The following is a 14,596-nucleotide window of genomic DNA, read 5'->3' as shown; positions in this document are numbered from 1 at the left end:
GGCGGGTCTCTCTCCCCGCTCGTCCGCTCTCCTGCTTGACTGCTCACCCTGCTCCCCGCTCACCCGTCGGCTGTTGGCCCGAAGACGACGCATGAGGCGGCCGGAGCGGTGAGGGATCCGGCCAGGAGCGGTGTACCGGTGACAGGGTCGACGTCGAACCAGGTGACGTCGCCCGAGCGCTCGTTGGCGGCGTAGAGCAGGCAACCCATCGGGTGTACGGCCAGGTCGCGAGGCCAGTGGCCGCCGCAGGGCACGGTGGTTGCGTATTCCGGCAGAGCTGCCGAGGTCAGATCGAGGACGGTCACGCTGTCGTCGCCCCGGTTGGCGACCCAGGCGAAGCGGCCGTCCGGCGAGAGGGCGAGCGCGGAGGGGTAGTTGGTGGCTGCTGCGCGCTCCGGCGGCAGGAGACGCGTCTCGCCCAGTGGTTCCAGCTCGCAATTGTCGGCGCTCCAACGGCAGGTCGTCACGGTGGAGTCGAGCTCGTTGACGACGTACGCGCGCCGGAGCGTGGCCTGCTGTCCGGGAAGTCCCGGCGCGAACGCCAGGTGGCGGGGGCCGGTTCCGGCGCGCAGCGGGATCTCGCGGTGGAGCCGCAGACCGGCTTCCTTTCCCCGCAGGTCGTAGATCCACACCGAGTCGGTTCCCAGATCGGTGGAGAGCAGCCACTGTCCGGACGGGTCCGGGACGACGGCGTGCGCGTGCGGCCCCTGCTGCCGCTCCGCCACCGGCCCCCGGCCGCGATGCTGGTGGGTGAGTGCACGAGTGCCCAGACTGCCGTCGGCGCGCAGCGGGAGTGCGGTGACGCTGCCCGAGGTGTAGTTCGCGGTGTAGAGGGTGCGCCCGGCCACGGCGAGGTGCGTGGGTCCGGCACCGGCCACGGGCACGGTGCCGCCGAGCAGCCCGGGGCCGGGGACAGTGCCGTCGAAGGACGCTCCCGGCTCGTCGAGAAGTACGGTGCCGGGCGGTGCGGAGCCGTCGAGGGAGAAGGCCGCGGCTCCGCCCCGGTCGGTCTCGCTGACGGCGTAGAGGACGCCCCCTCCGGGTGCCAGGGCCAGGAACGAGGGGTCGGTGACGGCGCCTTCCGTGTGGTGCAGCGCGGTGAGCGCGCCGGTGCGGGGGTCGAGGGCCGCCGTGGTGATCCCGCGGCCTCCCGCCGAGGTGAACGATCCGATATACGCCCGCAGTCGGCTCTCCGTACCGTCAGCCATCGGGCTGCCCCCCTTCGCTGCCGTATCCGGGTGCACGACGGTAACAGGCAACGGTTCTTTGGTCTGGACCACAGCCCTACGGCGGAGTGACCGCCCCAGCCTGCTAGGCAGTCGCCTTCGGAGAGGTGTGCAGCGGTGCGGCGAGCTGGTGGAGGGAGTTTTCCAGCGCATGCAGGTGCGCCAGGGCACGGTCACCCGGCGTCGGCGGTTCGACGGCGGCAGCGGCAGCCGGAGCGAGGGCACTCGGCGCCGTGCCGTCCGGAGCCGGGGCGGGGGCCGCCAGGCGGCGTACGGCGTCCTCCACCCGCTCGCAGGCTGCCGTGAGCCGCGCGTCGTGCGAGGCGGCCGGATCCGCGGCGGCCTCCGCCAGGCCGCGGACCTGGCGGGCGCAGTCGTCCAGGAGAGCCAGCACCTGCCGGGCCCTCGCCTTGCGGGCACGCATGGGGCTGAGCGGGTGCACGAGCGGCGCGACCGACAGGCGTACGCGCCCCAGCAGCAGCTCCAGCTCGGCGATGCGGGCCTCGGGTCCGTCGCCGCTGTCCCCCGCCAGGCGGCGCGCCGCGTCGAGGGCGCACTCGTGGACGCAGTGCACCGCCCGCCGTATCCACACCTCTGTCGCGGCATGCGTGGTGACGGGCAGCACCAGAGCGACGGCGAGCACCGCGCCCACAGCGCCCACGGCGGTCTCTTCGAGACGCAGCCCGAGCAGGCCCGGGTGGAGCACACCCAGCAGGCCGTAGAGCATGCCGACCATGAGCGTGACGAAGAACATCATCCACGAGTACGACAGCTGCGCCGTGTAGAAGATCCCGAAAACGCAGCAGGCTACGACGGCGAGGGTGGGAGCTACAGCACCGTCCGCGGGCACAGCGATGAGCAGCCCGGCGGCGAGCCCGGTGACGGTGCCGAGGACCCGGCGGAAGCCGCGGACGAGCGTCTCACCGCGGGAAGCGGTGTTCACGAAGATCCACCAGGCGGCGCCGACCGCCCAGTACCAGCGGTCCAGGGAAGAGCGCCTGCCCGGCGGCCAGCGCGAACCCGCAGGCGAACAGCGCCTGGAACGCCTGCCGCGTGGTGGGACGGCTCAGCCCTCGGCCGCCCACCGGCGCGATCGCGGGCTGCGGGCCGGTGCCACGTTCGACGGGCCACAGGACGAAACGGGTGAGCGCGGCGGCCACGAGGGCGATAAGGCCCGCGGCCAGGGTCTCCGGAAGCCGCTCGGGGACGGTGTGCAGGAACTGCGCCGCGAAGAACTCCATGAATGCGAAGATCCCGAGCGCGTTCCCGCGCGGCCCCCAGCGCCGGGCGTAGACCCCGGCGAAGACCACAGCTAGGAACGCGGCGTCCCTGGCGAGCGGCAGCTCGTGCAGGAACGCGGCCAGCGCGAGGACGGGGAAACCGGCGACCGGCAGCAGTGCCGTGGTGACGGCCTGCCCGCGCACGGTGGTGTCCGCGACGGTGAACAGCGCGAGGAGCGCCACCAGCCCGCCCGCGACGACGGCCTGCAGCGGGAGTCCGCTGAGCGCGCAAACGGCGACTGCCAGTCCGATGCCGATGACGGCGCGCGACGAAACACGCACCCTGAGGGAGCGTTCTGGACCGAGTGTCGCGACGGTGCGACGGAGGAGATGTGCTGGGGTTCGTCCCCCGGGCTTCCGAAGCGACTTCTCCAAAACCCCTCCAATCCGGGCTTACCTGGCCGACCACCTGTCCACATGCTGGTACGAAGAGGAAAGCACCCCTTCCCACCTGCGACCAAATCGCACGCGTTTGGCATGCTGGGATCATGATCGGTTCTCCCGCCGCCCCCGCGGTCGTCTTCGACTTGGACGGCACCCTCGTCGACAGCGAGCCGCACTACTACGAGGCGGGCAGGCGCCTGCTCGCCGCGCACGGCGTTACCGGCTTCACCTGGGAAGACCACTCGCGGTTCGTCGGGATCGGCACCCGGGAGACCCTGGAGACGCTCCGCCGCAAACACGGGCTCACGGCGTCCGTGGACCAGCTGCTGGCGGAGAAGAACCGTCTGTATCTGGAGCTAGCGCGCTCGGGGACCGAGGTATTCCCCGAGATGCGAAAGCTCGTGGAGCGCCTCCACGCGGCCGGACATCCCCTCGCCGTCGCCTCCGGGTCATCGCGCGCAGCCATCGACGCCGTACTGGGAGCCACCAGCCTGGATGCACTGCTGCCGCTCCGAGTGTCGGCGGAGGAGGTGGCACACGGCAAGCCCGAGCCAGACGTCTTCCTGGAGTCGGCCCGCAGGCTCGACGTCTCCCCCGCCGACTGCGTCGTCATCGAGGACGCCCCGCCCGGCGCGGAGGCGGCCCGCCGCGCCGGGATGCGGTGCGTGGCCGTTCCGTACATGACCGCCCATGCGACGGATCCGGCCGTCGCCGCTGCCGATCTGCTGTTCCCGGGCGGCCAGCGCGAGTTCGACGCGCAGAAGGTCCACGACTGGATCGCCGGCTGACGGGCCGATCGCCGGGCGACAGCAGAAGAAGCCAACGGGGGAAGCCCGGAGGGAGATACATGAGCGGGGTGGGAACGCCGGGCTGGATACGGGTTCCGGTCGGGGACGACGCGGCCCGGTGGGCCACGCGCGGACGGTGCCGCCGCGTGCTGCTCGTGGTGCACAACGTCACATGCGCCAGCCGCCTGCTGGATGTCGTACCGCTGTTCCACGACGACGTACGGGTGCAGCTGCTGCTCACCTGCACCGGGTCCTCCGCGTTCCAGGCAGGGGTCGGTGAACTCTTCGCGGAGACGGGACTGCCGACCGTGCCTTGGGAGCAGGCTTCGGCCACCCCCGTCGACCTGGCGGTCTCCGCAAGCTTCGGCGGCCAACTCCACCGGATCCAGGGACCGTTGGCGATTCTGTCGCATGGAGTTGGATACACTAAAAGGCTGGCAACAGCCGAACAGCCGAACAGCCGAACAGCCGAACAGCCGAACAGCCCCGCTCCCGCGCCCGCGCCTGTCTTCGGGCTCTCGCCGGAGTGGCTGCTCACAGACGGCTCGCCGCTCGCGGATGCCCTCGTGCTCTCCCACCCCGAGCAGGTCGAACGGCTGCGGGCAGCCTGTCCGCAGGCCGCGCACACCGCGGTACTCGCGGGGGACCCCTGCTTCGACCGGATGCTCGCCGCGCGTCCGTACCGGGAGAGGTTCCGCCGCGCGCTGGGCGTACGGCGCGGACAGAAGCTGATCGTCCTCAACTCCACCTGGAATCCGGAAGGGCTGTTCGGGGACGGTGGTGACGCGGATGTCCTGCCGTATCTGCTGTCCCGATTGACGTCCGAACTGCCCGTCGACGACTACCGGCTGGTGGCCGTACTGCATCCCAACATCTGGCACGGGCACGGTCCGGGGCAGATCCGTGCCTGGCTCGACCGGGCGCGCCGCCGGGGGTTGACGCTGGTCGACCCGCTGCACGGCTGGCGGCAGGCGCTGCTCGGCGCTGACGCCGTGATCGGCGACCACGGCGCTGTCACCTTCTACGCGGCGGCGTTGGAAACGCCCGTCCTCCTGGGAGCCGCGCCACTGTCGGGGCTCGCCCCGGACTCCCCCGTGGCCGCGTTCGTTCGGTCCGCGCCACGTCTCGACCCGTCGGCGTCACTGCTGACGCAGTTGGAGAAGGTGCTGGCCGACCACCGTCCGCCCCTCGGGCCTGCCGAGTTCACCACGTCGGTGCCCGGCGAGTCAGGGGCCCTCCTGAGACGGCTCTTCTACCGGATGATGAGACTGCCGGAACCGCCCTGGCCCGCCCTGCTGGAGCCCTTGCCGCTGCCCTCGTACGAGCCGCCCGCCCCCTCCGCGCCGCTGCGCGTGCTGACCGAGCCGGGGACGGTCCGCGGGGAGGTCTCCGTACGCCGCCTTCCTGATCCCCCGTATGAACCCGCAGCGGGCGGAGTCGCGCACACCGCCGTGCACGAGGACACCCGGGAGACCGGCGCGCTCGGGGTTGCAGACGTGATCTTCCGCAGCGGGCCGCTGGACGATCCGCGGCTGGGCCCTCCCGCGGAGTGGACGGCTGAGGTCCTGGAGCGCTACCCGCACTGCTCCCTCGCGGCCTACGTCACCGGACCCGACAGCTGCCTGGTGCGCACCCGCGGCGGGCACTTTCTGGCCTTGCGTGCGGCGTCCGCGCAAGGTGCCGACCCGGCAGCATACGCGTCGGCCCTGCACGCGTTGCTGGCGCCGGGCAAGGCGCCGGAGGAGCTGGTGGGGGGCGTGCTGAGGGTGCGTATCGGGGCCGCCGTTCACACCGTCTCGGTCACTCCGGCGGAGGGCTGACGCAGCGTCGGCGCAGGGAGCGGAGATATACCAGGTGGTATTCCGCGCCTTCGTCGGTCAGGGCGGCCATGGCCCGGTCGATCAGCGGCAGTGCCGCAGCGGCGTCCTCGGCGTCAAGCAGGGTTTCCGCCAGGTCGGTGAGCGTACGGGCCGTGTTGTACGCCTCGCCGCTCTCCTCGAAGAACCGCAGTGCCTCGTCCAGCCGCTCACTCGCCTCCGCCCGGCGTCCCAGCCCACGCAGCGCCCGCCCCTGGTGGCGTTTCAGCAGGGCGTGTGCGCGGGGAAGGTCGGCTGCTTCCTCGGCTTCCGGAGGGACGTCGGCGTAGCGGCGCATGGCCTCCTCGAAGCAGTCGTACGCCTCGGCGAATCGCCACTGTCGCAACCTCAACAGCCCGAGGAACTCGACGGCGGAGGCGTGGCCGCGTACGTGGCCGGCCGCGGCCTCGCTGTCGGCGGCGGCCCGGGCCGCCGCCTCGGCCTCGCCGAAGCGGCGCAGTTCCGTGAGGCTGTGGGCGAGCTGGGCGTGCAGCGCCCCTGCGGCGCGGGAGCCCGGCACATGGTCGTCGGCGGTGCGGGCCGCGAGGCGGAGAGCCGGCAATACCTCGTCATGACGCCCGGCCTTGAGCTGCAACGGCCACAGGGCCTGTCCGAGTAGTACGACGGTGGTCGGGTCGCCGAACTCTTCCGCCGCGTAGAGGGCTTGGACCAGATTGCCCAGCTCGGTGGTGAGGTGGATGACGGCCTCCGCGCGGTCGAGGCCGCCGCCATTGTCGTGGCGCTCGTGGCCGGGGCCGTGCGCATCGGAGGTGAGCTCTTCCGGGAGGGGCGGCACCCGCCAGCTTGCGGGCAGAGCAGCGTTCGCGGCGCGGAGTGCTCCGTGCAGATGCGCTTGGACGACGCGGGAGACGGCGGCCGCGCACTCCCCCAGTCCGTCCTCACGAAGCGCCGTCTCTTGGGCGTGCTCCCGGACTGCCGGGCGGTAGCTGTAGCGGCCGGTCGCCACATGTTCGAGCAGTTGTGCCGCTGCCAGCTCGTCGAGCAGTTCCGCGGCTGATGCTTCGTCGAGGGCTGCGCCGCCGACGGCGTGGGCCGCTGCGGCAGGTCCGAAAGCGGGCCAGGGCCGCAGGGACATCAGCCGGTACAGCCGTGCCGCCTGTGGGCTCAGCAGCCGGTAACCGGCCTCGGCCGCGGCGCGGACGGGATCGGGCTCGGACTCGGTCATGTTTGCCGCCTCCGAAGGTCGGGCCGACACCGTGGGCGTGGCCAGTCGGGGCGCGGCGGCACGCAGCGCGAACGGGGAACCTCCGCACCGTGTGAGCACCGCGGGAAGTTCGGAGCCGGCCCCTGTGACGGTTTCCTTTCCCGCCACGTCGGTCAGCAGCCGCAGCGCGTCCCGCTTCTTCAGCGGACCGACGGTCACCGGTACGGCGTCCAGCCCGGCCAGCGGGCTGCCCGCGACGACCAGGAGGAAGACGCCGGGTGCGGAAGTGAGCAGCGGCCGTACCTGGGCGGCCGAGTGGGCATGGTCGAGGACGATCAGCAGCCGCTGCTCGGCCACCAGTTGCCGGTAGAGGCCGACGCGTGCGTCGGGGGCCGGGGGGATCTCCGCCTCGGGCACGCCCAGCTGCCACAGCAGGCTGCGCAGTGCGGCGCCCGCGTCCAAGGCGCTCCCGGCAGCGGAGCCGCGCAGATCGACATAGAGCTGACCGTCCGGGAACCGCTCGGCCTCGCGGCAGCCCCAGTGCACGGCGAGCGTGCTGGTTCCCATGCCGTGACGGCCGTGGAGCAGAGCGATACGGGGCCGCCCGTCGGGAGCCCTGGACGCCTCCCGGTCCAGCTTCTTCATCGCGTCACCGCGGTCGGTGAAGAAGCGCGGGGATGGGGGGAACCCGGGCCTCGCTCTGAGGTCGGAGGCGGCGGCCGGGCCCGTCGCCGACACGCTGTGCGCGAAGGCGCTCCAGGCACGGGCGAGTCGAGGATCGCGGTGCACTCCGTCGTACACCGCTCGGGCCACCTCCTCGATGCCCGCAGAACCGGAAGGTGCCGGAACCTCCCGTCCGACGATCCTCCGGACCAGCCCGCCCGCCGACTCCCACGCCCGCTTCCCTGCCTCGTTGGCCATCCCGGCCCCGACCGCGCCCAGCGCCGCCGTGATGGCCGTCAGCGAAATAGGCTCGAGCATGCAGCCCCTGCCCCCCACGTGTCTGCGCCGTATGCAGCCGCAACAGCGCGCCCGATCATGGTCCGCAGCCCACCCTAGCGGGCGCCGCGGTCGGCACGGTGGGCTGTGAGGACGCTCGATGCGGGACACGCAGGGGGGCTCAACCCCGACTGCTGAGTGCGCAGTTCCTTCGCGACGGCTTGGCCGTGATCACCGGTTGCGGCCGGTACGGGCCGGAAGGGACGTCAGCTGTCCGTGGACCGGACAGTGCTCATGATCTTCTTGATCTCGGCGGCCTTCAGCGCCTTCGGAACTCCTTGGTCCGCGTAGATCACCCAGCCGTGCATGGTGCCGTCGGGGAGCTTCTGCGCGATGCTGTGCACGACTGCCTTCGCCGGGACACACGAGCTGGGCTGGTGGGTGACCGTGACCTGGGCGGTCGCGGTGTAGCCGTTGATACCGCCCTGCTTCCACGGCTTGGCCTTGCTGACCTTGATCTTGGGCTTGTGGTCCTCACCGCCGTACGCGGCGAAGCCCCAGTTGCCCGCCCAGTTACGAGCGTTCTCCTGGAGGGAGCCGTCCTTGCCGCCGCCCGTGGTGCCGACGGTGGCGAGCTGTCCCTTGCCCGCCTCGCCGTATGCCTTGGGATTGGGACTCGACGCGCAACCGCCCTCGCGGTAGTTGCCGGTTCCGGTCATGACGACGATCGGCTTGCCCTCCTTGTCCGTGTAGGAGAGCGCCGTGCTCTCGGGGAGGATCTTCCACTTCTTCGCCTTGCCGGGCACGTCATAGCGGAAGTGGTGCTTCTGCGAGGTCTGCGTCTGCCATCCCGCGACAAACGGCTTCTTGCCCGAGGGGCTCTTCGGCTTGCCGGCGGGGCTGTTCGGGTTGGAGGACTGGGACGACTTCGCCGAGGGGGTCTTCGAGGCGGCGGCGTCGGAGCCCTTCTTCTTGGACTTGCCGACGTCTTCGTTGCACCCGCTCAGAGCGACGGCCAGGCCGATGCCGGCGGCCACGATCAGGGTCTTCTTCGTTCGGCGGGACGGCATCGGGTTGGACTGCCGGAGCTGGGCTATGTGCTGGAGGGCCTTTGACTGAGACATGCCCGATACCTTAAGTGAGCTGCACTTCCGCACATTCATCAGGTGGGCATCCCCTACGAGACGTATACCGGCTCGTGACACATCACTCAAAGCTGTTACGCGCGGTATGCGAAGCACCGGCTCCGTCAGTGCTCCAGCCCGGCCCTCAGCAGACGGCCCACCGGCCGCCGCACGAGGAACAGGACCAGGCCGATTGCGACGCCGCATACAGCAGTGAGGGTGAAGTAGGAAGCGTTGTCGATCGCGGCGAACAGCTGGCCGAGCAGGCCCGCCAGGGACGAGCCCAGGGCAAGCGTGAGGAAGTTCAGGCCGACCATCTGCGAGCGGAATTTCTCGGGGCCGATCTTCGTGGCCAGGGACAGCCCGATCGGGCCGACGAAGACCTCGGAGGAACCGGCCGCCATCATGAACAGGAGAATGAGGATCAGCGGGATATCGGCCTCTCCGGTGGCCTCGGAGATGATGAGCAGGAACAGATAGGCGCAGCCGATCTGGGTCAGTCCGATGGCGACCTTGGCCACCGTTCCGGGCTGGCGCTCCCCCAGGGTTTTCCACATTCTCGCGACGAGCGGGGTGATGAGAACGGCCGCCAGCGGGCTGACGGTTGTGATCCAGGCGACCGGGAATGTCCAGCCGCCGATCTTCAGATCGATACGTTCGGTGATGAGGATCGAGATCGCGGTGAACTTCTGGAACAGGAAGCCGAAATACACCCCGGAGGCCAGGAAGAGAGGAAGGTAGCCGAGGATGCGTCGGCGCTCGTCCCGGCCGACTGCCGACGACGTGGTCATGGTGAGGAAGTAGGCGGCAGCGGCCACCAGCGAGGCGACGGTCACCACGGTGGACAGGTTCTGCGCACGGAGCAGGCCCGTCGCGACGGCGGCACCGACGGCGGCGAGGAAGGCGAGGGCCGCCAGCACTGCGAGCGGACGACGGTTGGCGGGCAGGGGGTTGTTCACGGTCCGGGCGCGCTCGGGGAGCCTCTTCATGGAGGCGATGTACTGGACGAGCGCCGCTGCCATGCCGATCGCGGCGAGCCCGAACCCGTAGTGGAAGCCGAGTTCGTTCTGAGCGAGCCCGGTGGTGAGCGGGCCGACCACCGCGCCGATGTTGATCGCCATGTAGAAGTAGGAGAAGCCCGCGTCCCGGTAGCGTTCGTTCTGGTCCAGGATGAAGCCGACGATCGAGGTGATGTTCGTCTTCAGCGCGCCGGTGCCCAGGACGATGCAGACGAGCCCGACGCCCAGCCCGGCGAAGCCGGGGACGAAGGCGAGGACCATGTGTCCGGCGGTGATGACGACAGCGCCGTACAGCACCATTTTCTGCGGGCTGATGAGCCGGTCACCCAGCCATGCGCCGAGGATCTGGGACAGATAGACAGCGCCGCCATAGGCTCCGACGATGCCTGAAGCGACGGCCGGATCCAGGTGGAGACCGCCGTCCGCGAGTGCGTAGAGCAGGTAGAACGAGAGAATTCCCTGCAGGCCGTAGAAGGAGTAACGCTCCCACAGTTCGGTGAAGGCCATGCTCAGCAGGGCGGGCCGGAAGGGCTGACCGGATGCCTCGGCCGGTGTCTCGCGGGGCTCGGGGTCGACTGCCGTGGTGGTCTGGTGCGGTGTTTTTCTCATTCGCTGAGTCCTGCCAGTCGTGAACCGAAACGGGCGATGAGGGAGGTGTTCTGGGAGTGCCGGCTCTCCTCCCACCGGTCGGCGACGCCGAAGAGCCGGTACATGGCGTGGACTCCGAGCCAGCGCAGCGGTTCGAGCTCCCAGCGTCCGGAGTCGTGGTCGTTCCACGGCAGCCGGGTCAGCGCGGTGTCGCGTCCGGCTGCCCGGTCGAGGAGGGTCCGTGCGGCCAGGTGGGTCGCGGTCACGCCGTGTCCGGCGAAACCCCGCGCGACGCCGATCCCGGTGGTGGGGTCGAAGGTGATTCCGGCGCACCAGTCGCGGGTCACGCCGATGGCACCCCGCCAGGCGTGTTCGACGGTGAACTGCAGGCCGGGGAAGAACAGTCGGATCCGTTCGCTCAGGGTGCGCACGGTGCGGGCATCCACCCGGCCCTGGCCGGGGGTTCGGGAGTTGAAGGCGTAGGGCGTGCCACGGCCGCCGATGGCGATGCGGTCGTCGGCGGTGCGCTGTGCGTAGACGAAGGTGTGCGCCGCATCGCCGAGGCATTCCCGGCCCTGCCAGCCGATCTGTTCCCAGATCTGTTCGGGCAGCTGATTGGTGACGATCATCGAGGAGTTGACGGGGATGATCTCGCGCCTGCCGAGGCCGCGCGCTTCGCTGTCGACCTCTCCGGAGTACGCCTCCAGGCAGGTCAGGACGGTCGTGGCCGATACGGTTCCGCGGGTGGTGGTCACGGCACCGGGCGCGATGCGTGTGACGCGCGTGTTCTCGAGGATGTGTACGCCCTTGGCCTCCACGGCCGCCGCGAGCCCGTGCGTGAGCTTGGCGGGGTCGACGCACGCGGTGGTACGGGTCAGCAGGCCGCCCAGTGCCGGGGTGATGGCCACCCGTTTCCTGACGGCGTCGGCGTCGAGGAGTTCGAGGTCCTCCGGGCGGTATCCGGCTGCGAGGTCCGCCGCGTGGGTCAGTTCCAGGCGTTTCATCGCGGCCGGTGTGGTGGCCACGCGCAGATGCCCGCCCCGGTGCTGATCCGCCTGTATCCCCTCGTCCTGGAGGATGCGGAGCGTGTCGTCGATGGCTCCGTCCATCTCCCGCTGGAAAGAGGTGACGGCGGCGGCACCGTCCTGCCCCCGCTTGCGCGCGGCCTTGGCGTACACGGCCCGGTTGCCCGGAATGAGGGGTGAGAGCCAGCCACCGTTGCGTCCGGAGGCGCCGTAGCCGACCTCTTTGGCCTCCAGGACGGTGATCTTCGCTCCGGGGCGTTCCACGGCGGCGTGATAGGCGGCCCACAGCCCGGTCAGACCGCCACCGACGATGACGAGGTCCTGTTCTTCCGCCTCGGGCAGGCCGTCGGACCGGCGGTCCGAAGAGCTGGTCCGGCCGTTCGCGGCGCGGGAGGCCCTCATCCAGTGCGATATTTCGCCGTTTCGGTAGGCGGTCATGGCTGTCTCCAACGGTGGACGGGCGGTGATCCGGCGGTGCGGACTCAGTAGGTGGGGGGCGCTATCGCCCACAGGACCCGGGCCTCTTGCGTCCCGGTGGTCTCGGCGACGCGGTGGGGGTCGCTACTGAGGTAGTGGATCGAATCCAGCGCGGAGAGCCTGTGGTGCTGCTCGCCGACCCACACCTCCACCTCACCTGCGAGCACCAGGAGCAGCTCCTCGGAGCTGCCATGCGTGTACGGCTCCACACCGGTGGAACCGCCCGGCGCGAAGTGGCCGAGGAGCACCTCCAGGTGGTCGAAGGCCCCGGGAGTGAGTTTGATCTTCGTTGCGCCCTCACCGAACGACATGCCATGGGCGTCGCGGAACCGCAGAACCGGACTGGCCACGGGTCCGCCCTGATCGAAGAGGTCACCGACGTTGAGCTTGAGGACCTCGCACAACCGCTGAAGCGTGCGCACGCTCGCGTTCACCTGGTCGCGCTCGACCTGGGAGAGGTATCCCTCGGTGAGGCCGGTCTGGTGGGCCAGGTCCTTGAGTGTCAGATGAAGGGCCCGTCTGCGCCGACGCAGCCGGGCACCAACGCCGGAACGGGAGTCGGGCTTGTCATTCGGCATGGGCGAGAACCTAACAGGGCTTTGTCCTCACCACAATGAATTCTTCTCTCATCAAAGTTTTCTTTGATGGCGTGCGGGTTCGCCGAAGCGGACGGCGATGGTCCGGAGGTGTTCGAGTCGGTGGAGCGGGCGCTCGACGAGGTTGCGGTGCGGGGTCAGCCGAAGAACGACAGCCTGACCCGGCGGCTCGCGTTGTCGACGTTCGTATCCACCAGGCAGACCGACTGCCAGGTGCCCAGCGCCAGTTCTCCGCCGACGACGGGCAGCGTGGCGTGCGGGGGTACGAGGGCGGGGAGGACGTGGTCGCGGCCGTGGCCGGGGCTGCCGTGCTTGTGCCGCCAGCGGTCGTCCGCGGGGAGGAGGTCGCGGAGAGCGGACAGCAGGTCGGCGTCGCTGCCGGCGCCGGTCTCCAGGAGTGCCACGCCCATGGTGGCGTGCGGCGCGAAGACGTTCAGCAGCCCGTCCCGGCCACCGGCGACGTCCCGCAGGAAGGACACACAGTCACCGGTCAGGTCGTGGACCGTCTCCTGTGAACCGGTCCTGACGTCGATCTCCAGCGTTGTGAAGCGCTCAGCCATGGGTCGATCTTCTCAAAGAAGGCCCACGAAGCGGCCGATGCCGAGCGCGGCCACGCGGGGCTGAGGGTTTCGGGAAGTGGGCCCAAGAAGTACGGGGGGAACCTCCCGGGCCCAGGGGGTGTCTATCGATCACCCATGGAAGTGATGGCCGAACAGTCTCTCGAGCAGTGCCCAGAGGGCGCGTGCCCCCAGTGCGACCGCGAGCCGGCTGCCGACCCCGTCTCCCCTCCCCTTGTGCTGTCGGGAGGTTTGTGACGCTTCTACCACTTCGCACCTCATCTCCGGGGCCGCGTCCCTGCACCGGTGTGAAGGGGCGCCCCCCTCTTCCCGAGATGAGCCGCGCTCAGCATACGGGGCCGTACGGCCTGGCCGCAGTACAACCCCGCAAGAATCATGGGGAGTTGGGGGCGTAGGCCGCCGTCCGGGACCCGCGGGAAGGTTTCGGGGCTCCGGAGGGTTCGCACAGGCATGAACAACGTGGCGGTCGTGGTCGTCGGTGCAGGTCAGGCGGGGCTCTCCAGCGCGTATCACCTGCGGCGCACGGGGTTGGAGCCCGGTGTGGACTTCGTCGTCCTGGATCATTCGCCCGCGCCGGGCGGCGCCTGGCAGTTCCGGTGGCCGACGCTGACCTACGGCCGGGTGCACGGTATGCATGCGCTCCCCGGCATGGAGCTGACCGGCGCGGACCCGGAGCGTCCGTCGTCCGCGGTGATCGGGGAGTACTTCGCCGCCTATGAGCGCGCTTTCCGGCTGCGGGTACGGCGGCCCGTGGAGGTGCACGAGGTGCGGGAAGCGGGCTGGGGCGGACGGCTGCTGGTGCGGACCTCGGAGGGTGACTGGGCGGCACAGGCCCTGATCAACGCCACCGGTACCTGGGACCGGCCGTTCTGGCCCCGGGTGCCCGGCCAGGAGGTCTTCCGGGGCCGGCAGCTGCACACGGCGCAGTACCCGGGGCCCGAGGTGGACGCCTTCGTGGGCAAGCGGGTGGTCGTCGTCGGGGGCGGGACGTCGGCGGTGCAGCATCTGATGGAGATCGCCGAGGTCGCGCGGGAGACGCTGTGGGTGACGCGTCGGCCGCCGCTCTTCCGTAGCGGTCCGTTCGGCGAGGAGGAGGGCCGGGCCGCCGTTGCGCTGGTCGAGGAGCGGGTGCGGGAGGGTCTGCCGCCACGCAGCGTGGTGTCGGTGACCGGGCTGCCGATGACCGAGGCGGTCCGGCGCGCCCGGGCGAGCGGGGTGCTGGAGCGGCACCCGATGTTCGCGCGGCTCACCGAGGACGGCGTCGAGTGGGCCGACGGCAGCCGGGCCCCGGCGGACACGGTGCTGTGGGCGACCGGCTTCCGCCCCGTCATCGCCCATCTGGCGCCGCTGCGGCTGCGTGAGCCGGGCGGTGGCATCCGGCTGGAGGGCACCCGCGCTGTTCGCGACCCCCGCGTCCACCTGGTCGGCTACGGCCCCTCCGCCAGCACGATCGGCGCCAACCGCGCGGGGCGGTCCGCCGTACGGGACGTGAGGGCACTGCTGTCGGCCGCGGAGGAGCGGGCCGCGGTGCCCGCCTCCGCCGCGTGACCC

General features: G+C 70.6%; 10 protein-coding genes and 1 pseudogene. 3 read left to right on the top strand and 8 right to left on the bottom strand.

Features of this window, described 5'->3' with window-relative positions:
* Nucleotides 1-59: 59 nt before the first annotated feature.
* Together ACTWQF_RS27395 and ACTWQF_RS27390 are read right to left on the bottom strand one after the other, a co-directional pair.
* Entirely contained in the window at nucleotides 60-1,208 is a 1,149-nt protein-coding gene (locus ACTWQF_RS27395; RefSeq protein WP_443282363.1) for a lactonase family protein, read from the bottom strand.
* A 103-nt stretch (nucleotides 1,209-1,311) separates the two neighbouring features.
* Nucleotides 1,312-2,788 (bottom strand): annotated as a pseudogene (locus tag ACTWQF_RS27390) (FUSC family protein).
* 206 nt (nucleotides 2,789-2,994) lie between these two features.
* On the opposite strand from ACTWQF_RS27390, the gene ACTWQF_RS27385 reads away from it, so the two are divergent.
* On the top strand, nucleotides 2,995-3,678 hold the full coding sequence (locus ACTWQF_RS27385; RefSeq protein ID WP_443282362.1) for an HAD family hydrolase: 684 nt from the start codon (nucleotides 2,995-2,997) through the stop codon (nucleotides 3,676-3,678).
* Nucleotides 3,679-3,737: 59 nt separating this feature from the next.
* Nucleotides 3,738-5,498, top strand: coding sequence for a hypothetical protein (locus ACTWQF_RS27380; RefSeq protein WP_443282361.1), 1,761 nt, complete (start codon nucleotides 3,738-3,740; stop codon nucleotides 5,496-5,498).
* Here ACTWQF_RS27380 and ACTWQF_RS27375 read toward each other — a convergent pair.
* The 6 genes from ACTWQF_RS27375 to ACTWQF_RS27350 form a co-directional block, all read right to left on the bottom strand.
* On the bottom strand, nucleotides 5,479-7,680 hold the full coding sequence (locus tag ACTWQF_RS27375; protein WP_443282360.1) for a tetratricopeptide repeat protein: 2,202 nt from the start codon (nucleotides 7,678-7,680) through the stop codon (nucleotides 5,479-5,481). The genes ACTWQF_RS27380 and ACTWQF_RS27375 overlap by 20 nt on opposite strands.
* A 224-nt stretch (nucleotides 7,681-7,904) precedes the next feature.
* The gene (locus ACTWQF_RS27370; RefSeq protein ID WP_443282359.1) at nucleotides 7,905-8,762 is read right to left on the bottom strand and encodes a hypothetical protein; all 858 of its coding nucleotides are present in this window, start codon (nucleotides 8,760-8,762) and stop codon (nucleotides 7,905-7,907) included.
* A 125-nt stretch (nucleotides 8,763-8,887) separates the two neighbouring features.
* Nucleotides 8,888-10,390, bottom strand: coding sequence for a peptide MFS transporter (locus ACTWQF_RS27365; RefSeq protein ID WP_443282358.1), 1,503 nt, complete (start codon nucleotides 10,388-10,390; stop codon nucleotides 8,888-8,890).
* The gene (locus tag ACTWQF_RS27360) at nucleotides 10,387-11,832 is read right to left on the bottom strand and encodes an NAD(P)/FAD-dependent oxidoreductase (protein ID WP_443282357.1); all 1,446 of its coding nucleotides are present in this window, start codon (nucleotides 11,830-11,832) and stop codon (nucleotides 10,387-10,389) included. The genes ACTWQF_RS27365 and ACTWQF_RS27360 overlap by 4 nt, the downstream gene beginning before the upstream one ends.
* A 44-nt stretch (nucleotides 11,833-11,876) precedes the next feature.
* Nucleotides 11,877-12,449, bottom strand: coding sequence for a helix-turn-helix domain-containing protein (locus tag ACTWQF_RS27355; protein WP_443282356.1), 573 nt, complete (start codon nucleotides 12,447-12,449; stop codon nucleotides 11,877-11,879).
* Nucleotides 12,450-12,604: 155 nt separating this feature from the next.
* A complete protein-coding gene (locus tag ACTWQF_RS27350; RefSeq protein WP_443282355.1) occupies nucleotides 12,605-13,027 on the bottom strand; it encodes a YjbQ family protein in 423 nt (140 codons plus the stop codon).
* Between the two features lie 468 nt (nucleotides 13,028-13,495).
* Here ACTWQF_RS27350 and ACTWQF_RS27345 point away from each other — a divergent pair, with 468 nt between their 5' ends.
* Nucleotides 13,496-14,593: an NAD(P)-binding domain-containing protein gene (locus ACTWQF_RS27345; RefSeq protein WP_443282354.1), complete on the top strand. Its 1,098-nt coding sequence runs from the start codon at nucleotides 13,496-13,498 to the stop codon at nucleotides 14,591-14,593.
* The last annotated feature ends 3 nt before the right edge of the window (nucleotides 14,594-14,596 follow it).

Origin of the sequence: Streptomyces sp. 8N114, from assembly GCF_052245835.1 — a bacterium.
In the GTDB taxonomy this organism is placed as follows: Bacteria; Actinomycetota; Actinomycetes; order Streptomycetales; family Streptomycetaceae; genus Streptomyces.
This window is presented reverse-complemented; position numbering and strand designations above follow the sequence as displayed.

Coding starts and splice junctions, on each gene's coding strand:
- ACTWQF_RS27395 (WP_443282363.1), bottom strand. CDS start 1,208: ATGGCTGACGGTACGGAGAGCCGACTGCGGGCGTATATCGGATCGTTC.
- ACTWQF_RS27385 (WP_443282362.1), top strand. CDS start 2,995: ATGATCGGTTCTCCCGCCGCCCCCGCGGTCGTCTTCGACTTGGACGGC.
- ACTWQF_RS27380 (WP_443282361.1), top strand. CDS start 3,738: ATGAGCGGGGTGGGAACGCCGGGCTGGATACGGGTTCCGGTCGGGGAC.
- ACTWQF_RS27375 (WP_443282360.1), bottom strand. CDS start 7,680: ATGCTCGAGCCTATTTCGCTGACGGCCATCACGGCGGCGCTGGGCGCG.
- ACTWQF_RS27370 (WP_443282359.1), bottom strand. CDS start 8,762: ATGTCTCAGTCAAAGGCCCTCCAGCACATAGCCCAGCTCCGGCAGTCC.
- ACTWQF_RS27365 (WP_443282358.1), bottom strand. CDS start 10,390: ATGAGAAAAACACCGCACCAGACCACCACGGCAGTCGACCCCGAGCCC.
- ACTWQF_RS27360 (WP_443282357.1), bottom strand. CDS start 11,832: ATGACCGCCTACCGAAACGGCGAAATATCGCACTGGATGAGGGCCTCC.
- ACTWQF_RS27355 (WP_443282356.1), bottom strand. CDS start 12,449: ATGCCGAATGACAAGCCCGACTCCCGTTCCGGCGTTGGTGCCCGGCTG.
- ACTWQF_RS27350 (WP_443282355.1), bottom strand. CDS start 13,027: ATGGCTGAGCGCTTCACAACGCTGGAGATCGACGTCAGGACCGGTTCA.
- ACTWQF_RS27345 (WP_443282354.1), top strand. CDS start 13,496: ATGAACAACGTGGCGGTCGTGGTCGTCGGTGCAGGTCAGGCGGGGCTC.